The 18,343-nt window shown below is 69.4% G+C and carries 14 protein-coding genes; 3 read left to right on the plus strand and 11 right to left on the minus strand.

The window, feature by feature from the left end; all coding sequences use genetic code 11:
- Positions 1 to 67: 67 nt before the first annotated feature.
- The 7 genes from DES41_RS04425 to DES41_RS04455 are packed head-to-tail and all read right to left on the minus strand — an operon-like array spanning position 68 to position 7,627.
- A complete protein-coding gene (locus DES41_RS04425) occupies positions 68 to 934 on the minus strand; it encodes a DUF429 domain-containing protein (RefSeq protein ID WP_211332911.1) in 867 nt (288 codons plus the stop codon).
- Entirely contained in the window at positions 931 to 1,368 is a 438-nt protein-coding gene (locus tag DES41_RS04430; RefSeq protein WP_114466224.1) for a type IV pilin protein, read from the minus strand. The genes DES41_RS04425 and DES41_RS04430 overlap by 4 nt, the downstream gene beginning before the upstream one ends.
- The gene (locus DES41_RS04435) at positions 1,365 to 4,859 is read right to left on the minus strand and encodes a pilus assembly protein (protein ID WP_114466226.1); all 3,495 of its coding nucleotides are present in this window, start codon (positions 4,857 to 4,859) and stop codon (positions 1,365 to 1,367) included. The genes DES41_RS04430 and DES41_RS04435 overlap by 4 nt, the downstream gene beginning before the upstream one ends.
- 11 nt (positions 4,860 to 4,870) lie before the next feature.
- The gene (locus tag DES41_RS04440; RefSeq protein WP_245965560.1) at positions 4,871 to 5,629 is read right to left on the minus strand and encodes a pilus assembly PilX family protein; all 759 of its coding nucleotides are present in this window, start codon (positions 5,627 to 5,629) and stop codon (positions 4,871 to 4,873) included.
- Positions 5,626 to 6,456, minus strand: a complete 831-nt coding sequence (locus DES41_RS04445; protein ID WP_114466228.1) for a PilW family protein — start codon at positions 6,454 to 6,456, stop codon at positions 5,626 to 5,628. The genes DES41_RS04440 and DES41_RS04445 overlap by 4 nt, the downstream gene beginning before the upstream one ends.
- Complete coding sequence (gene pilV, locus DES41_RS04450) at positions 6,453 to 7,097, minus strand: type IV pilus modification protein PilV (protein ID WP_114466229.1); 645 nt, start codon at positions 7,095 to 7,097, stop codon at positions 6,453 to 6,455. The genes DES41_RS04445 and pilV overlap by 4 nt, the downstream gene beginning before the upstream one ends.
- Positions 7,088 to 7,627 (minus strand): GspH/FimT family pseudopilin, encoded by a 540-nt coding sequence (locus DES41_RS04455; protein ID WP_114466231.1) that lies wholly within the window; start codon positions 7,625 to 7,627, stop codon positions 7,088 to 7,090. Before DES41_RS04455 ends, pilV begins: the two co-directional genes overlap by 10 nt.
- Before the next feature lie 228 nt (positions 7,628 to 7,855).
- Here DES41_RS04455 and DES41_RS04460 point away from each other — a divergent pair, with 228 nt between their 5' ends.
- Both DES41_RS04460 and arfB read left to right on the plus strand, forming a co-directional pair.
- Positions 7,856 to 10,708, plus strand: a complete 2,853-nt coding sequence (locus DES41_RS04460; protein ID WP_114466233.1) for an aconitate hydratase — start codon at positions 7,856 to 7,858, stop codon at positions 10,706 to 10,708.
- Positions 10,705 to 11,193, plus strand: a complete 489-nt coding sequence (gene arfB / locus DES41_RS04465) for an alternative ribosome rescue aminoacyl-tRNA hydrolase ArfB (protein ID WP_114466235.1) — start codon at positions 10,705 to 10,707, stop codon at positions 11,191 to 11,193. The genes DES41_RS04460 and arfB overlap by 4 nt, the downstream gene beginning before the upstream one ends.
- A gap of 9 nt (positions 11,194 to 11,202) precedes the next feature.
- Here the strand turns inward: arfB and DES41_RS04470 are convergent, their stop codons facing one another.
- The gene (locus tag DES41_RS04470; protein ID WP_114466237.1) at positions 11,203 to 12,648 is read right to left on the minus strand and encodes an alpha/beta hydrolase family protein; all 1,446 of its coding nucleotides are present in this window, start codon (positions 12,646 to 12,648) and stop codon (positions 11,203 to 11,205) included.
- A gap of 232 nt (positions 12,649 to 12,880) precedes the next feature.
- Between DES41_RS04470 and DES41_RS04475 the strand changes: the two genes are divergently transcribed.
- Positions 12,881 to 13,468 carry a CBS domain-containing protein gene (locus DES41_RS04475; protein ID WP_114466239.1) on the plus strand — a complete coding sequence of 196 codons (588 nt, stop codon included), beginning with the start codon at positions 12,881 to 12,883 and terminating at the stop codon, positions 13,466 to 13,468.
- Positions 13,469 to 13,486: 18 nt separating this feature from the next.
- On the opposite strand, the gene DES41_RS04480 is transcribed toward DES41_RS04475, so the two are convergent.
- From DES41_RS04480 to DES41_RS04490, 3 genes are all read right to left on the minus strand, one after another.
- Entirely contained in the window at positions 13,487 to 16,057 is a 2,571-nt protein-coding gene (locus DES41_RS04480) for a hybrid sensor histidine kinase/response regulator (RefSeq protein ID WP_114466241.1), read from the minus strand.
- Positions 16,058 to 16,128: 71 nt separating this feature from the next.
- Complete coding sequence (locus tag DES41_RS04485) at positions 16,129 to 17,283, minus strand: Gfo/Idh/MocA family protein (protein WP_245965562.1); 1,155 nt, start codon at positions 17,281 to 17,283, stop codon at positions 16,129 to 16,131.
- A complete protein-coding gene (locus DES41_RS04490; RefSeq protein ID WP_114466244.1) occupies positions 17,280 to 18,335 on the minus strand; it encodes a sugar phosphate isomerase/epimerase family protein in 1,056 nt (351 codons plus the stop codon). Before DES41_RS04490 ends, DES41_RS04485 begins: the two co-directional genes overlap by 4 nt.
- Positions 18,336 to 18,343: the final 8 nt, after the last annotated feature.

Consider the following 18,343-nt stretch of genomic DNA (forward strand, 5'->3'; position numbering starts at 1 on the left):
ACATTCCTCGCAAGAAACTACATTTTTGCAAGACGCCAGCGAATCGGCAACAGGAAACGCGCGCTCTTCAGCCAGATGATGGAGGTTGCGCGGTCAGGATCCAGCCCTCCAGCGGATCGCAGCCGGCCGGCATGCCGAAGCGGGTGTCGCCGGCTGCATGCCTGGCCTGCGCCCATGCGGCCTGCACCAGGCACAGCGTGGCGTCGAGCAGGTCGCCGCTGCCGTCGTCCAGCATGGCCGCCCGCGCTGGCGGCGGCAGCACCAGGCGCAAGCCCAGGCGGGGCGCGCCCGCGCCTTCGCACAACACGGCCAGCAGGTCGGCGCGCGCCTGGCGCCGGGCCGGCGTCTGGCGCAGCGGGTCGTCGCTCTTGTAGCTGCGCCGGCCGCCCAAGGTCTCGCGCGCAAGCAGGCCCGGGTAGGCCTCCAGGGCCACGCGCCGCCGGTCGCCATCGGCCAGCCCGGGAAGGTGCACCCCGGCCGCGCGCAGCAGCGGAACGCCGGCATGCAGCATCCAGGCGACAGGCGGGTTGACCCACTTCATCGACGGACTCGCCCCTGCTGGGCCGTCGGTCGCGCGGTGGGCGAACTTGCCACCCACCGGGCGGGCGGCGCAGAAGGCCTGGAACAGGGCGCGCAACTCCGGCCGCGTGAGGCTGGCGTAGTGCGCCATGCAGGCGGCCCAGTCGGTCGGCCAGTCCAGCGCCAGCACCAGTTCGCGCGGAAGGCCGAACGGCAGGTCGAAGCCGCCAATCCAGTCGGCGGGCTGGGCGAGCCAGGTGCCGAAGTCCGCCAGCGTGGTGAAGTGTTCGAAGTGGTCCAGCCGGACGGTGCGGCCGTGCAGCTGGCCGAGCGCCAGCACGATGGGTTTGCGGCGCGTGGGGCTGCTGCTGAAGTCGCAGCCGAGCAGCGTCGGGGGAGGGGCCGGGATGGTCAGCGGTTCCAGCAGTTCTGGACGGTTTCGGTGCCAGATCGATCGCGAGCGCCGGTGTGGGTCAAGGTCAGGTTGCCGCACTTGTCGCCGACCTGGGCACCTTGCGGTGTGGCCGTGAGCGTGAACGTGCGGCCCCTGTCCGCCTCGGTTCCACCGGTCGGGGACTCCAGGGCGATCGTGTAGCGCCCGGACTGCAGCCTCTGCAGGTTGGCAGGAAACGCCGCCGTCAGCGGATAAACACCGTTGGCCGTCGCAGCGCGCTCCATCCACTGAGCCGCCTGAAGCAATCCAGCCCGCGCTTCCGAGCGCGCCCCGCGGCGCACATACTCGGTGTAGTTCGGCAGCGCGATGGCCACGAGGATGGCCGCAATGGCCACCGTGATCATCATTTCGATCAGCGTGAAGCCACGCACGCGGCGCAAAGGTGTGAATCTCATTGCAGTTGGCGCCAGTTCGGGCGCAGCGGAATTTCGGGCATGCGCTTGAGCTTGTCCGTCCGGTTGTCCGAGCCCATGCGCACCTGTTCGGCTTTGGTCGTCACACCGTTCTCGGCGCCCGAAGCTGTCATGCGCGAGGTGTTCAAGTCGCTCTTGACGCCGCTGGACAGGTATTCGCCGTCGCCGTTGGTGTCCATCACCTGGATGGAAGGGCGCTTGCCGTCCATGATGTTGAGCAGCGTGCGGTACTTCTTCAATTCGGTGGAGGGCGGCAGGCAGGACTCGTCGGCGGTGTTGCCGCCGGCCGCCGGGATCTCGGAGATCAACTCGATGATGTTGCTGTCGTCGAAGAAGCTCATCTGCGCCACCACGCGTTCACCGGCAGCCGGCAGGTGGAGGTACCAGCCCTTCTTCTGGTTGTCGCCGCTGTAGGGCACCTCGTTCTGCGTGACGGTGAAGAACGTACGCGCGCTGCTGAGGCCCGACCCCGCGATGGCGGTGGCATCGACCGACTGCTGCACCAGGTTGGTCACCCCGCTGCCCACGGGCGTCGCCGTGCCGTCCACCACCACCTTGCCCGACTGCAGCTTGTACTGGGTGCCGTCCAGCACCGAATAGATGCTTTGCACGGACACATCCGTGCGGTCCGCTTCCGTCAGGTTACGACCGGTGCCGAAGGCCACCATCAGGCCCTTGGCGCCCCGCTGGTTGGCGCGCACGATGGGTGGTGCGACGATGGGCTGCGGCGTATTGAGATTGCCCACCGTGCTGTACAGCGGCGCGCCGGAGAAGGCCACGTTCCATTCCGACGCCGTCGCAGAGCCCACATCGAACTTCCACATGTTGCCGCGCAGGTCACCGGCATAGATGACATCGGGCGTGCCGTTGCCATCGATGTCGACCAGGCCAGGGGCCGACAGGCCGTTGCCGGACGCGTTGGGGCCCGTGGTGGCGGCCGCAATGCGCACCAGCGCCTTGTCGCCGTCCAGGTACTGGACCAGCAGCACCGGCCGTTCGCTGGTGCTGTTGTAGCCGTTGCCCATGACCACGGCCCAGCGGCCGTTGTTCATGCGCACGATCTGCGTGGTCTTCTGGGCGTTGCCGTCCTCCACGACCGGCGCTGTCGTGATGTGGCCGATGTCCCGCCGCGCGTCGTTCGCGTCGGCATAGGTTTCGGCCGCGGCCGCGGTCTTGTCCATCACCACCAGCGTGGCCGCGTTGGCCTTGGAGAAGTTGGAGGCCTGAGCCGTGTTGTCGGTGGCGATGCTGCCCGGGTTGGTCACGTCCAGCACGAAGTAGCCCTTGCCGCCGGCACCCAGCGTGCCGACGAGCAGCGTGCGCCAGTCCGGTGTCGATGTGTTGCCCAGGTTCACATCGCCGCTGAACGGCGAGCCGTCCACGTAATAGCGGTGGCCATAGGCGCTGCGGGTGAGGTCGGGCAGGTTGGCGTAGACGCCGCGTGGCACATAGGCGATCTTCTCGCTGCCGTCTGCACCCGAGAAACCATGCAGCATGCCGTCGTTCGCGCCGACATACAGCATCGGCAGGCGCTTGGCGTGCCGGTTGGCGAAGGCCCGGTAGCTGTCGAACGTGTAGTTGCCGACCGGGTCGGCCACGTACCACAGGGCCGAGTTGACGGTGTCGCCCTGGCGCGAGCCGCGCTTGCGGAATGTCGTGCCTTCCAGGCTGCGGTCGCCGCGCAGGAAGTTCAAGCGTTGCACGGCCACGGCCTCGGCAACCTCGCCCACGCCTTCGGCCTTGAGCAAGGTCTTCTGCCCCGCGCTCAGGGCAGGCAGCGTCGGGGTGGCATCCTGCGTCCACTGGAACGAGGTGCCGCCCGCGGGCGAGCCGTCGGCCCAGGTCAGGATCAGCCGGTTCGTGATGTCCGACGCGCTCAGCAGGTCGAGCTTGTCTGCCGTCGTGCGGTTGGCGGTGCCCCAACCTTCGGTGGCCGTCGTGGTCACGGCGCCGGTGTTGATGTTCTGCGCCACCGTGTCGGCGCGCAACGAGCCCATCCAGGTCAGCGTTTCGCCCTCCCGCACGGCAGAGGCGATGTAGCTCGCCGTGTACTGCGTGGTGGGGTTGCGGGCGATCGAGGCCGAGGCATTGGCATAACTGGCGACCGGCGTGCTGCTGTCCGCGATGATTTCGCTGAAGATCTCGCGGAACGCCGCCACCAGGCTGGCGGCGTCGGTGCTGGCGATGAACTTGCCCCGGCTGTTGATGGCCATGTGCCACAGCTCGGTCTTGCGCGCCTCGCCGTTGGTCGTCAGCGCGTCCAGCAGGTTGCTGCTTTCCGTGAGGCTCACGGAATTGTTGACCATGGGGTCGGGCCAGGCCCGAACACCCGTGACAAGGTCAGGCAAGGAACCGCCATAGGTGTCGTTGGTGGCCAGGTCCCACACCGGATACAGCGCGAAAGTGCCTGTTGTCTTCCACCGTGCGGCATCGCCGAAGCCGATGGTGTAGGTGGTCATGTGCTGCCAGGTGGCCGGGTCGTTGCGCGGATTCCAGAAAGGCTCTACCTCGAGTTCGATCAAGCCAGAGCGGAAAGTCTGGCCGGTGCTTTGCTTGATGCGCGGCAACACGTTGTTCGCCAGTCCCGGCGCCAGGTCGGTCGACCAATAGTAGAAGGCGAGGTCTGCCAACGTGCTGACGGGCACAGACTTGCCGGAGTAGGTGAACGAACGTCCTCCCGCCCCACGGTACACCGCAGTCTGGCGGCTGTTAACGTCATACACGGTCCCGGCGTCATCGGGCAGCGTCAAGCGCGTGCGGTCCAGGTCGGCGTTGGTCGTCGGCCGCGCAACGTCGGTGCCGAAGCCTGCGAACGTGAAGTTCCAGCCCCCGTCGGTCATCATGACGTTGTAGGACTTGCGGCAGGAAAGCGGGGTGGTGGCGGGGGCCGTGAAGGCGACCGAGCCCGGCACATTGGCCCAGGGACTCTCTGCATCGGTCACCGAGCCGTTGCGCAGGTAGTCGCCGGCCGCAATGTACGCGTGGTGCGTGGGCGTCGATCCCGAGGCGCTGAGCCGGGTGTTTGGCGACGAGGCTGCGCCGGGCTGCCCCACCCAGTTCAGGAAGTTGGCCCGGTGTGTCGCATCGAGCACGCGCATGCGGTTCAGGTTGTTGCAGCCGCCGGTGGCAGACGGAATGCTCCGGCAGGTGTTCATCGTGTTCCAGGCCAGGCGGATCGAGCCGTCCGGGATGTTCTGCGCCCCGGGGTCGAACAGCTGGCGCAGGGCACTCTTGAGCGCGTACATGCGCGAGGTGATCCTGGTCTCGTTCTGCGTCGTGCCGCCGTTTGTGTAGTAGCCCATGCTCCCGGAATCGTCGAGCGTGAGGATCACGTTCGGCGCAGGCTGGCGGCTGGACGAGCCCGCTGGATACTGCGCCAGCGGCAGTTGCTCGGCGAATGCCACGGGCGGCAGGCCCATGCTGGCGATCAGCACGCTCAAGAGCGTGCGCCTGGCCTGGGGATGTGGGCGCATCGTGGCCTCCTTCAGTTCGAGATCTTCTGCCGCACAAACGTCGACTGCAGCACCACCATGGTGTTCGGTTTGTTGCCGAAGGCAATCGCCGTGATGCGGTAGATCACGTTGGGGTTCAGGTTGAGTTCGAGTTTGGCCCGCCCCGGCAGCAGGCCCATGCCCGTGTCGTAGGGCATGACCTCGACCCAGTACCAGGCGCCGGCATCCCATCGCTGCGACGGCACCAGCAGAGGATTGACGTTGGCGGTGCTGCCGGCCGGTGGGCGCGCGCCCGTGTATTCGCCGTAGCGCGCGGCTGCGGCGGTCATGGTCTCGAGCGTCGTCCTGTTGCTCCAGAAGTCCTGCGCACCCGTGCGCTTCTGGCAGATCGCATTGATGCATCGCGTCGCGGCCGTGTCCAGATCCGAGAGCAGGCCGACCAGTTGCTTGTTCTCCTCGATGAACTGCAGCACGCCCGGCCCGATGCGGCAAATCCTGCGGGCGGCGTTCACATCCGCGGGATTGTTCGGATCGGCGGCCGCCACACCGGTGCAGCTCGTGCCGTCGCCGCGCTCGCCACGGATGTCCGACTCGGCATCCTGCACCATGGCCTGGGCCGCCTCGAAGGCGCGCTGGTAGTCAGCATCGTTGCCGACGATGGCCTCGTTGACGAGTGCCGAGCGGAAGGCCCACAGCGCCAGCAGCGAGGAAAGCAGCACCACGATCATCACGACCAGCAGCGAGATGCCGCGCTGGCGCCCGCCGATGGGGCGTGCCGGGCGCGCGCTCACCGGGCCGCTCCTTGCGTGCGCAGCTGGAAGGTGTTGCGCAGCACCAGGCGCATGCGGTTGCCCATGGCCGTCTCGGCCTGCCCCGTCGTCCAGCTGCAATTGCGGTAGGTCGCGCCGGCCGTGTCGATGTTCTCCGTGCCCACGAGTTCCAGGCACACCTCCACCGCCACCACGGAGGGCCAATTGCCGCCCACGCCGGCCGCTGCCACACGCCGCATGTCGGCGCCGGTGGCCGTCAGCGTCTGCACGAGGTAGTTCACCTGGAAGTCGGTCACGTTGCCGATGATGGTCTGCGCCGCGCCATCGGCGCCGGCGCACTGCAGCTCCCCGGTGGCCGCACCCTGCGCCCGCACGAGCCGGAAGTTGCTCTGCACCGCCGTTGCGCTCGGCGTGTTGCCCAGGCAGTCGCCGAGCAGCGAGCGCTGGACCGTGCCGTTGCCCGATGCGACCGCCTCGGTGTAGTTCTGGTAGCCGACCTGCAGCGGTGTGGTGCTGTCGGTGGCCAAGGTGGCCGCGGCGCGGTCGAACACCGCCTCGAAGGCCACCGGCTCGCCGGGATCGATGACGGTGGGCGCGGATGCGCCCGTCTGCGCGAACGCGAGGTTCAAACGGATCGATCCCGCCTGGCGCAACTGCAGCCCGATCATGCGCATGGCGTGCGCGCCCTGCTGTTGCAGCTGGGTGGCATCGCTGACCGTGCCGGACACGCTGCGCGACACCAGCAGCGCGCCGAGCGCCACCGCGATCGCCATGAGGCCGATGGCCAGCCCGACCAGCAGCTCGATCAGCGTGACGCCCGCCTGGGAAGAACGCGCAGCCGGTTTCATGGACAGGTCACGGGCGGATTGGAGGCGTCGGCACCGGTGGCCGGCAGGCAGCGCAGCGTGGGCTGCAGGTACTGCAGGTGGCAGATGCGGTTGGCCGGGCAACTGACGCTGGCACCCACCTCGCCGGTGGCTACGGGATCCTGGGTCAACGGCGCCTTGTACGCCGCTCTCTCGCCGGCCTTGTCGTCCTCACGCTCGCGCTCGTTCTCGCGCCAGCTCACCATCACACCCAGTTGCGTGCGCGTGTTGTTGCCGGCGCCGGCGGCGACTTCGAACACGCTCGCGTCACCCAGGGGGAGCATCGAGGCCACGGTGGCCTTCCACTGCACGACGTCGGCGCGCGCCATGTTGCCAGGCGAACAACCGGTCGCGCAGTTGGGCACGGTGCCGGACACTTCCCCCCAGTCCACCGCGTAGTTGCCGATCACCTGCGGCGCCAGTGCGCTCGGGTTGGCCTTCATGCGCTCGCTCAGGTCCTCGATCAGACGGATGGCCTGGGCGCGGCGCACCGAGGTCTGGGTGTCGGCCAGGGTGCGCAGCTGCACACCGAGGATGCCCAGCACGCCCAGCGCCACCAGCACGATGGCGATCATCGATTCCAGCAGCGTGACGCCGCGCTGGCCTTCGCGCATCAATCGCATGTGGTCGCTCCCGCCTTGGAGCGTACATGCCCCCCCCCGCCCATGCAGACGGCCGAACGCACCGAGGAGCCGCTGCGCGTGGACGCGACCACGAAGGTCAGCGTGCCGCCGGCCGTCAGTTCGCCCCAGCGTGTGAGCACGAAGGAGCCGCCGGAAGCGTTGGCGTTCGTGACGCTGACGCCACCGAGCGGTGCGGTCACCCGCAGCGCAGTGCCGGCCCCGTCCGAGACGGTCCAGCCGCAGCGCCAGTCGGCCGCGCTGTTGGGGAGCGCGCATTCGGACGCGCCCGGCGTGCTGCGCGCCACCGTCACATTGCCCCCCCGCTTGACCGCCTCCGAGCGCGCGAAAGCGATCGTCGCGACCATCTCTTCCGCCGCCTGCCGCACCCGCCAGCGTTCGATCACCGGCACCATGTTGGGCCCGGCCAACGCCGCCAGGATGGCCAGGATGGCCACGACCACCATCAGCTCGAGCATGGTGAAGCCGCGGGCCGCAGGAACAGAGAAAGGGCCACGGAATGGGCGGATCATGACTGTGCGGATGCTAATGCCCCGACAGCCTGAAACAAGCGTGTTGCACGCAAGCCGCGTCAGGCGGCCCCCGGCGCGCGATGAGCGGTTGCGCGCGCGACAGCCCCGTGCCTGGTATGCCAAATAGTTCACACTGGAGCGGGTGTTACAAGCCCGGAGTAGGATGCCCCGGCACCCGCCGCAGCTGCGGCGCCGCCCCACCACCCACACAAAACGGAGCATTCCGGCATGGCCCACGCTTTCGCGCGCACCCGCAAGAAGTTCACCACCGCTTCCGGCAAGACCGGGCAGTTCTATTCGCTGCCGGCACTGGCCAAGGAATTCCCGCAGATCCAGCGGCTGCCGGTGTCGCTGCGCATCGTGCTTGAATCCGTGTTGCGCAACTGCGACGGCAAGCGCGTGGCCGAGGAGCATGTCCACCAGTTGGCCAACTGGGCAGCCAATGCCGAGCGCACCGACGAGATCCCGTTCGTGGTCTCGCGCGTCGTGCTGCAGGATTTCACCGGCGTGCCGCTGCTGGCCGACCTGGCCGCCATGCGCAGCGTCGCCGCCAAGCTGGGCAAGCCCGTCGGCCGCATCGAACCGCTGGTGCCGGTCGACCTGGTGGTCGACCACTCCATCATGGTCGACTACTACGGCCAGAAGAACGCGCTCGACCTCAACATGAAGCTCGAGTTCCAGCGCAACCGCGAGCGCTACGAGTTCATGAAGTGGGGCATGCAGGCCTTCAAGACCTTCGGCGTGGTGCCACCCGGTTTCGGCATCGTGCACCAGGTCAACCTGGAGTACCTGGCGCGCGGCGTGCACAAGACCAGGGAAGACGTCTACTACCCCGACAGCCTGGTCGGCACCGACAGCCACACCACCATGATCAACGGCATCGGCGTGGTGGCCTGGGGCGTGGGCGGCATCGAGGCCGAGGCCGCCATGCTGGGCCAGCCGGTCTACTTCCTGACGCCGGACGTGGTCGGCTTCGAGCTGACCGGCCGTCTGCGCGAGGGCGTCACCGCCACCGACCTGGTGCTGACCGTCACCGAGATCCTGCGCCGCCACAAGGTGGTGGGCAAGTTCGTCGAGTTCTTCGGTGAGGGAACGCGCACGCTGGCCCTGCCCGACCGCGCCACCATCGGCAACATGGCGCCCGAGTACGGCGCCACCATGGGCTTCTTCCCGGTGGACGAGAAGACCATCGACTACTTCAAGGGCACGGGCCGCACCAAGGCGGAGATCGAGGCGTTCGAAGCCTACTTCCGCGCCCAGGGCCTGTTCGGCGTGCCGCTGGCCGGCGAGATCGACTACTCGCAGGTCGTCAAACTCGACCTGGGCGACGTGACGCCCAGCCTGGCCGGCCCCAAGCGCCCGCAGGACCGCATCGAACTGGGCCAGGTGGCCAACCAGTTCAAGAGCCTGTTCTCCAAGCCCTCCGCCGAGAACGGCTTCAACCAGCCGGCGGCCGTGCTGGGCACGCGCCACCAGGTGCGCGCCGACGACGAACCCAAGCTCGACAAGGTGCCCCAGAACCCGCCCACCCCCAGCGGTGCCGACCGCCCGGTGATGGAGATGGAGGGCAACAAGCCCACGCTGGCGGCAGCCAAGGCCGAGGCATCCGCCCCTGCACCGCGCGCGCCCGAGATCACCATCGGCAACGGCGACGTGTTGATCGCCGCCATCACCAGCTGCACCAACACCTCCAACCCCAGCGTGCTGCTGGCCGCGGGCCTGCTGGCCAAGAAGGCCGTGGAAGCCGGCCTCAAGGTGCAGCCGCACATCAAGACCTCGCTGGCGCCGGGCTCGCGCATCGTGACCGAGTACCTGACGGAAACCGGCCTCCTGCCCTACCTGGCCAAGCTCGGCTTCGCGCTGGCCGGCTACGGCTGCACCACCTGCATCGGCAACGCCGGTGACCTCACGCCCGAACTCAACGAGGTCATCACCAAGAACGACCTGGTCTGCGCGGCCGTGCTGTCGGGCAACCGCAACTTCGAGGCGCGCATCCATCCCAACCTCAAGGCCAACTTCCTGGCCAGCCCGCCGCTGGTGGTGGCCTACGCCATCGCCGGCACGGTGATGCGCGACCTCATGACCGAGCCGGTCGGCAAGGGCAAGGGCGGCAAGGACGTCTACCTGGGCGACATCTGGCCCACCAGCGACGAGGTGCACGCCCTGCTCAAGTACGCCATGAACGGCAAGGCCTTCCGCGAGAACTACGCCAAGGTCAAGACCGAGCCCGGCAAGCTCTGGGAGAAGATCAAGGGCGTGGCCGGCGCCACTTACACCTGGCCGGCCAGCACCTACATCGCAGAGCCGCCGTTCTTTGCCGATTTCACGCTCGAACTGCCGGCGGCGGGCGAGGCCGTGGCCGTGCGCGGCGCGCGCGTGATGGCCTTGTTCGGCGACTCCATTACCACCGACCACATCTCCCCCGCCGGCTCGATCAAGGCCAGTGCGCCGGCCGGGCAATGGCTGCTGGAGAACGGCGTGCAGAAAGCCGACTTCAACAGCTACGGCGCGCGCCGCGGCAACCACGACGTGATGATGCGCGGCACCTTCGCCAACGTGCGCATCAAGAACCTCATGATCCCGGCCGGCGCCGATGGCTCGCGCGAGGAAGGCGGCGTGACGCTGCTGCAGCCCGATGGCCAGAAGATGCCGATCTACGACGCCGCCATGCGTTACATCGCCGAGGGCACGCCCACGGTGATCTTCGCGGGCGAGGAGTACGGCACCGGCTCCAGCCGCGACTGGGCCGCCAAGGGCACGCAGCTGCTGGGCATCAAGGCCGTGGTGGCGAAGAGCTTCGAGCGCATCCACCGCAGCAACCTGGTCGGCATGGGCGTGTTGCCGTTGCAGTTCAAGCATGGCGACAGCTGGGAGTCGCTGGGCCTCAGGGGCGACGAGCAGATCGACATCACGCCAGCGGCCGATCTGGCGCCGCGCAGCGATGCCAAGCTCGTCATCACGCGCGCCGACGGCAGCCGCCAGGAGGTGGACCTGACGCTGCGCATCGACACGCCGATCGAGGTCGACTACTACCGGCACGGCGGCATCCTGCCCTACGTGCTGCGCCAGCTGCTGGAATGACCGAACCGGCCTCCACGCTCGTCGTTTCGCGTGCCGCTGCGCCTCGAGAGGGCGCTTCGGCGCCGTCCGGCGGCCGGGCGGCGCCGACGCTTGTCATCGACGAGTCCGAGGTGGAGGTGACAGCCATCCGTGCGCAGGGCGCGGGCGGCCAGAACGTCAACAAGGTGTCCAGCGCGATCCACCTGCGCTTCGACATCCCGGCCTCGTCGCTGCCCGACGATGTGAAGGAACGGCTGCTGGCCCTGCGCGACAGCCGCATCACGCAGGCCGGCGTGCTGGTGCTCAAGGCCCAGCAGCACCGCACGCAGGAGATGAACCGGCTCGACGCCTTCTCGCGCCTGCACGAACTGGTGCAGAGCGTGGCGCGGCCACCGCGCGTGCGCAAGGCGACGAAGCCCACCTTCGGCTCCAAGCAGCGGCGGCTGGAAGGCAAGAGCCGCCGCTCGGAGGTCAAGGCCGGCCGCAGCAGGGCCGGCCTCGACTGACCAGCGCGCTTACGGCTGCGGGCAGGTCGCGCCGCTCTGGGCGATCACGCCGCGCAGCTGCTGCGTGGTGTTGCTGTCGTCCGGGCCCAGCGTGTCGCGCGTGAAGGTGCAACCGTACGTCGGCGCGGCCACCGTGGCGGCCGTCAACACATCGTCGCCGGCCGGCTTGGCGCCGCCCTGCTCCCACTGCACCATCGCGGCGAACGCCTCGACCTGCTCGGCCACCGTGAAGTCGCAGTGCGAGATGCCGCGGATGGCGCGCTGCACCAGCCAGCGGTCGTTGCCTTCAGCCACCACACGCCGCTTGTAGATCTGCTCCATGCTGAACGGAACGTACAGATCGCCCAGCGTGTGCAGCGACACCACGGGAATGCCGATCTCGCCGTTGGCCTTGGGAATCCAGCGCAGGCCATCGCGGCGCTCGCGGTTGGCGTCCGGTGTCGCGGTGAGCTTCTGGGCCGCGGCATTCAGCGCCGCCGAGCCGGTCGGATCGCCCGCGATGGTATAGGTGAAGCGGGTGGTGTCCAGCGAGCTCTTGTTGAGGATGCCGTTCACCGTGCCGTCGCCGCCGAACACGCCCCAGACCGGGCTGAACGAACCGCCGAAGGCCACGCCCAACTCGAACAGCGGACGGTCGCCGCCAGTCAGGTTCTCCACCACCGACATGAACTTGGCACCGGTCGCCGTGGGGGTGCCCGGGAAGCTGGTGAACAGCGTGTTGGTGACCTGATCCCGAACGGCGGCCCAGCCCGTGAAGGGATTGTTGGGCACACCCGCCAACGCCTGGGCAGCCACCTGCGCACCGGCGAAGTAGTCGAACAGCTCGGTGTCGCCCACCACGCCGCACATGGGCACGGCGCCGTGGTAGCGCACCTTGTGGTTGGCCTCTTCCAGCGCTTCTTCCTCGATGGCGGCGGCCGTGATGTGGCCCCCCATCGAATGGCCGGTGATGTACATGCGCGTCGGCACCGGCAAGGTGCGGCCGTTCGCCGTGGCGATGTTGTTGAACGCCAAGGCCAGGGCATTGGTGTCTTCCACGCCGGCGCGCACGTCGTAGAAATTCTTGCTGTAGCTCGACGCTGCCCAGGCGTAGCCGTTCTGCACCAGATAGCGGCGGATCGACGGGTTGGACACGTTCAGCGCGTTGCCCTCGCCGGCGTAGCCGTGCGCGTACATCACCAGCCTGCCGTTCCAGTTGGCCGGCACCTCGACGCGGTAGGCCGCGCCGTTCAGCACACCCGCCCAGCGGCTCGTCGTGGCGTTGTCCACCGCATCGCCAGGGGCCGCCTGCAAGGCGGCGAATGTCGTGGCCGAGGGCTCGGCCGGCACGAAGCTGTTGCGGCTGTCCTGCAGCCGGGTTTCCTCGGGCGTGTTGTCGTCGTCGTCGCCACCACCACAGGCGGCCAGGGCGGCGGCCGCGAAAAGGCTCAGGACCATCGGTCGCGTGAATTGCATCGAATGTCTCCTCATGTCGTCTTCGGCGCGGAATGCGCGGACGCAGGCTACGTCCATCGCGGCCGAATCCATGTCGGAAGGAACCCCAAGTTGCTGTGGTTTGACGCTCCCGGGACAGCGTCGCATACTGGTCTGGCAGCGCCACATCCACCACATCGCGAAGCGGGCCAACGGAGCGGGCCCGCCACAGCAGAGGGCGCTGGCACGCTCCCGCATTCCAAAGGAACGCACGATGACCGGCACGAGCTTCAAGCCCCTCGGCACGCAACCCCTGGCAGCGCGTGCGCTGCTGGCCCGGCCTGCGCCGGGCCAGCCAGTGACGGCACAGTCGCCGGCGCTGGAAGTGATGACGGACTTCACCGCCACGAACCCGGTCTGCATCGCGCCCGATGCCAGCCTCTTCGCCGCCAACGAGGCCATGCTCGCGCACCGCGTTCGGCTGCTGTTCGTCGCCGACAGCGAGCAACTGCTGGGCATCGTCAGCACGCAGGACACGCTGGGCGAACGGCCGCTGCAGCTGCGCCACCAGGGCAAGGGCAATGTGTTCGACCTCAGCGTGTCCGACCTCATGCATCCGCTGTCCGGCCTGCCGATGCTGCGCCTGGCGGACGTGCGCCACGCCAACGTGGGCGATCTGCTGGCCACCTTCAAGCGCCTGGGCCGCCAGCACCTGCTGGTGGGCGAGGAGCCCGCCGGCCAGCCGATGACAGTGCGCGGCATGTTCTCCGCGACGCAGCTGGGCCGCCAGCTCGGCGTGCCGGTGGACACCTTCGAGACTGCCCAGACCTTCGCGCAGATCGAGGCCGCGCTGGGCGCCTGAAGGCCGGCGGCCTGCCTGTCAGCGCCCCGCCGCGCTGGCGATGGTGGCCACGAGTTCGGCCGGCTCCACCGGCTTGGCCACGTGGGCGCGAAAGCCCGCCTTCAGCGCACGCACGCGGTCCTCGGCGCGCGCGAAGGCTGTCAGCGCAATGGCTGGCAGGTCGCCGCCCTGCGCCGGGCCCAGCGCCCGCACGCGGCGCAGCAGTTCGTAGCCGTCCACCAGCGGCATGCCGATGTCGGAGACCAGCACCTGCGGCCGTTCGCGCGCGATGGCCTGCAGCACGGCCTCGGCACTGTCGACCACCAGCACCTGGGCGCCGGCATCCGCCAGCATGCGCTGCAGCAGTTCGCGCGCATCGGCTTCGTCGTCGACCACCAGCACGCACAGGCCGGCCAGTTCGGTGCTGGCCGGCGGCAGCGGCGCGAAGGCCGGCAGCGCGGACACCAGGCCGGCCGCCTGCAGCGGCAGCCGCACGGCAAAGCAGCTGCCCTGCCCCTCGCCGGCGCTGCTGGCCTGCACGCTGCCGCCATGCAACTCGACGAGCTGGCGCACGATGGCCAGGCCCAGGCCCAGGCCGCCGAAGCGCCGCGTGATGGAGCCGTCGGCCTGGCGGAAGCGGTCGAAGATGTGCGGAAGGAAACCGGGCGCGATGCCGATGCCGGTGTCCTGCACCACGATGCGCAGCGCCTCACCCTCGGCCGCCAGTTGCACCGTGACCACGCCGCCGCGCGGCGTGAACTTGACGGCATTGGCCACGAGGTTCCAGACCACCTGCTGCAGCCGCACCGCGTCGGCCGAGACCATGCCGAGCCCCGGATCGAGCCGGGTCTCGATGCGCACCCCGGCGGCCTCGGCCGCCGGCCGCACGGTCTCGATGGCGGCTTCGATGCAACCGAGCGGCGCCACCGGCTGCAAATCCAGCTGCAACTTGCCCGAGACGATGCGGCTCATGTCCAGCAGGTCGTCCACGAGCTGGCTCTGCGCGCGCGCATTGCGCTCGATCACGGCGATGCCCTTGGCCAGGTCGCCGGCTGCATCGGGATGGCGCCGACGCAGGATGTGCACCCAGCCCAGAATGGCCGACAGCGGCGTGCGCAGCTCGTGCGAGAGCGTGGCCAGGAACTCGTCCTTCAGCGCGCTGGCACGCTGCACGTCGGCGTACAGCCGCGCGTTGTCGATGGCGATGCCGGCCTGACCGGCGACGCCCACGGCCAGCCGCTCCGCGCGTGCATCGAAGCGGCCCGGGTCCGGATGGCCGAAGAACAGGCCGCCGAACACCTGGCCGGTGCGCGAGGTCACGGCCACGGCCAGGTAGCTGCGCACCGGCAGATGGCCGGCCGGCATGCCGTGGTGGGGCTGCCATTGGCCGTAGCGTGGGTCGGTCAGGATGTCGTCGGAGCGGATCGGCGGGCCGCCGCGGAAGGTGGGACCGAACAAGGCGGTCGGCCGGGGATGGCCCAGCTTCTCGAAGGCCTCGCGCGGCGCGCCCGACAGTGCATAGAGCAGGTAGGCCTCGCCCTGGTCGTCGGTGCCGTTGTAGAAGAAGGCGCCGAAGCGCGCGCCCGTGAGCTGCGTGGCGGCATCGGTCACGCGCTGCAGCAGCGCACCAATCTCCAGCTCGCTGGAGAGCGCAGCGCCGGTCTGGTTCAGCAATTCCAGCGTCTGGGCCTCGGTGCGGGCGCGTTCCTCGCCCAGGCGGCGCGCGGTGATGTCGCGCACCACGCCGATCATGCCGGCCAGCCGGCCGTCGGCGCCGTAGGTGGGCTTGCCCTGCACGGCGACCCAGCGCACCGCCTCGCCACGGCCGACCCGGTATTCGATGTCGTACAGGCCGTGCCGCTCGAACGCGGCATGGGCCGCGAGGCGGGCCGGCTCGCGGTCGGCCGGATGCAGCAGCCGGCGCATGCCGGTGCGCGTGACCTCGGCATCGGCCGGCAGGCCGTACAGCTGGGCCGCGACGGGGCTCAGCGTCATGCGGTCGGTGGCGGCGTCCCAGCTCCAGTCGCCCAGGTCGGCCGCAGCCAGCGCCAGGCTCAGGCGCTGGTGCGCGTCGCGCAGCGCCAGCTCGGCGCGCAGCCGCTCCAGCGACTCCCAGCAGCGCGCCACCACGGTCTGCACCAGCGCCACCTCCTCGGAGCGCCAGCGGCGCGGCCGGCTCTGGTGCACGGCCATGGCGGCAACGAAGCGGCCGCCGCGGTGCAGCGGCAGGCAGATCACCGACTGGATCTGCGTGGCCCGGTAGGCCGACAGGTCCGTGCCGGCGGTGCGCGGGTCGCTGTCCACGTCGTCGTTGACATAGGGGAGGTCTGCGCGCATGCGTTCCAGCACGACCGCACCGAAGTCAGAGAAGGCATAGCGGCCGACGATGCTGTCCACGCCGTCGATGTGGTCGCCGATGACCTCGAAGTGGTCCTGGTCGGCATCCACATGCGCATAGGCGCAGCGGTTGGCGCCCAGGTGCTGGCCCAGCATGCGGGCCGTCAGCAGCATCATGGCCGCCGGTGTGTCGGCGGCCTTGGTCAGTTCGGCCAGTGCGTCCAGAAAACGCAGGCGCTCTTCGCTGGGGCTGATGGTCGTGGGCTGGGACATGGCAGGACGCAGGGCGGCCGGCCATTGTGGCGAACTTCCGTGCGGGCAGCGGCGCCCGCAGCCGGGGGCAACTACGGATGCGGCGCCAGCGCCACCCAGGCGCCATCGCCAGCATGGCTGGCCAGCACCGCGTCGATGAAGCGGTGGCCGGCGATGCCGTCTTCCACGGTGGTCACCTGCAGCGCCTGCGCGTCCGCGGGCCGGCATGCGTTGCGCGCCAGGATCAGCGTGGCAGCATCGCGGTAGACCTGGGCGAAGGCTTCCAGGTAGCCCTCCGGGTGCCCCGCCGGCACGCGCGTGGCCTGCTGCGCGGCGGCGCTGTCCACACGGCCGCGCGTCAGCCGCTGGGCGGCGCCGCCCAGGGGCGTGAACCACAGTTCGTTGGGCTGTTCCTGGTCGAAAGCGAGCGAGCCCTCGGTGCCGAACACGCGCAGGCGCAGCGCGTTCTCGCAGCCGGCCGCGACCTGGCTGGCCCAGAGCAGGCCGCGCGCGCCGTTGGCATAGCGCAGCATCATCTGGACATGGTCGTCCAGCACGCGGCCGGGCACGAAGCTGGTCAGTTCGGCGGCCAGCTGGCTGGGCACCATGCCGGTCACGAAGCAGGCCAGCTGGTAGGCGTGGGTGCCGATGTCGCCCAGGCAGCCGGCCGGGCCGGCCTGGGCCGGATCGGCGCGCCAGGCCGCCTGCTTGTTGCCTTCCTGCTCCAGCGGACGGCTCAGCCAGTCCTGCTGGTATTCGGCCTGCACCAGGCGGATGTGCCCGAGCGCGCCGCTGGCCACCAGGTGCCGCGCGTGGCGCACCATGGGGTAGGCGGCGTAGGGGTGCGTCAGCACGAACACGCGGTCGTGCTGGCGCGCCAGCCGTGCGAGTTCTTCGCCCTCGGCCAGCGACACGGCGAGTGGCTTGTCGCAAATGACATGCAGACCGGCCTGCAGCGCGGCCGTGGCCATGGGCGCGTGCAGGTGATTGGGGGTGACGATGGCCACAACCTCGGCGCCGTCGGGCCGTGCGGCCTCGGCGCGGACCAGTTCGCGCCAGTCGGCGTAGCTGCGCTCGGGCGGCAGGTGGATGGCGGCGGCGCTGGAGGCGGCGCGGGCGGGGTCGGACGACAGCGCGGCGGCCACCAGTTCGTAGCAGTCGTCCAGCCGCGCGGCGATGCGGTGCACGGCGCCGATGAAGGCACCCTCGCCGCCGCCGAGCATGGCCAATCGCAAACGTCGTGTCATCGATCCAGTCCCATCAGTCCGCGCACGGCGGCGCGGTCCACGCCGCTGCCGGCGAAGTCGTCGAAGGCGCGGTCGGCCACGCGGATGATGTGGCGGCGGATGAACTCCGCGCCCTCGCGCGCGCCGTCCTCGGGGTGTTTCAGCGCGCACTCCCACTCCAGCACGGCCCAGCCGGCGAAATCGTACTGGGCCATCTTGGAGAAGATCGCGCCGAAGTCGACCTGCCCGTCGCCCAGCGAGCGGAAGCGCCCGGCCCGGTCGACCCAGCCGCTGTAGCCGCCATAGACGCCCTGCCGGCCGTTGGGCCGGAACTCGGCGTCCTTCACATGGAAGGCCTTGATGCGCGGGTGGTAGATGTCGATGAAGGCCAGGTAGTCGAGCTGCTGCAGCACGAAGTGGCTGGGGTCGTACAGGATGTTGGCGCGTGCATGGTTGCCGACCGACTCCAGGAAGCGCTCGAACGTCACGCCGTCGTGCAGGTCCTCGCCCGGGTGCAGTTCGAACGCCGCGTCCACGCCGTGGGCGTCCAGCTTGTCCAGGATGGGCCGCCAGCGCCGCGCGAGTTCGGCGAAGGCCTCTTCCACGAGCCCGGCCGGCCGCTGCGGCCAGGGGTAGAGGTAAGGCCAGGCCAGCGCACCTGAGAAGGTGGCGGTGGCCGTGAGGCCCAGGCGTTCGCTGGCCTGCGCGGCCAGCTGCATCTGGGCGATGGCCCACGCGGTGCGCGCGGCCGGCTTGCCGCGCACGGCCTCGGGCGCGAAGCCGTCGAACAGGCTGTCGTAGGCCGGGTGCACCGCGACCAGCTGGCCCTGCAGGTGCGTGGACAGCTCGGTGATCGCCAGCCCGTGCGCGGCCAAGGTGCCCTTCACCTCGTCGCAGTAGGTCTGGCTGGCAGCCGCCTTTTCCAGGTCGACGATGTGCGGCGCCGTCGGCAGCTGCACGCCCTCGTAGCCCAGGCTGCTGGCCCAGGCGCCGAGGTGGTCCAGCGTGTCGAACGGCGGCGCGTCGCCCAGGAACTGGGCGAGGAAGATGGCAGGTCCCTTGATCGTCTTCATCGTTCGGT

This window comes from Pseudorhodoferax soli, from assembly GCF_003337555.1.
GTDB classification, from domain to species: domain Bacteria; phylum Pseudomonadota; class Gammaproteobacteria; order Burkholderiales; family Burkholderiaceae_C; genus Pseudorhodoferax; species Pseudorhodoferax soli.

Coding starts and splice junctions, on each gene's coding strand:
- DES41_RS04435 (WP_114466226.1), bottom strand. CDS start 4,859: ATGCGCCCACATCCCCAGGCCAGGCGCACGCTCTTGAGCGTGCTGATC.
- DES41_RS04475 (WP_114466239.1), top strand. CDS start 12,881: ATGACCGGCACGAGCTTCAAGCCCCTCGGCACGCAACCCCTGGCAGCG.
- arfB (WP_114466235.1), top strand. CDS start 10,705: ATGACCGAACCGGCCTCCACGCTCGTCGTTTCGCGTGCCGCTGCGCCT.
- DES41_RS04480 (WP_114466241.1), bottom strand. CDS start 16,057: ATGTCCCAGCCCACGACCATCAGCCCCAGCGAAGAGCGCCTGCGTTTT.
- DES41_RS04490 (WP_114466244.1), bottom strand. CDS start 18,335: ATGAAGACGATCAAGGGACCTGCCATCTTCCTCGCCCAGTTCCTGGGC.
- DES41_RS04455 (WP_114466231.1), bottom strand. CDS start 7,627: ATGATCCGCCCATTCCGTGGCCCTTTCTCTGTTCCTGCGGCCCGCGGC.
- pilV (WP_114466229.1), bottom strand. CDS start 7,097: ATGCGATTGATGCGCGAAGGCCAGCGCGGCGTCACGCTGCTGGAATCG.
- DES41_RS04445 (WP_114466228.1), bottom strand. CDS start 6,456: ATGAAACCGGCTGCGCGTTCTTCCCAGGCGGGCGTCACGCTGATCGAG.
- DES41_RS04460 (WP_114466233.1), top strand. CDS start 7,856: ATGGCCCACGCTTTCGCGCGCACCCGCAAGAAGTTCACCACCGCTTCC.
- DES41_RS04470 (WP_114466237.1), bottom strand. CDS start 12,648: ATGCAATTCACGCGACCGATGGTCCTGAGCCTTTTCGCGGCCGCCGCC.
- DES41_RS04485 (WP_245965562.1), bottom strand. CDS start 17,283: ATGACACGACGTTTGCGATTGGCCATGCTCGGCGGCGGCGAGGGTGCC.
- DES41_RS04430 (WP_114466224.1), bottom strand. CDS start 1,368: ATGAGATTCACACCTTTGCGCCGCGTGCGTGGCTTCACGCTGATCGAA.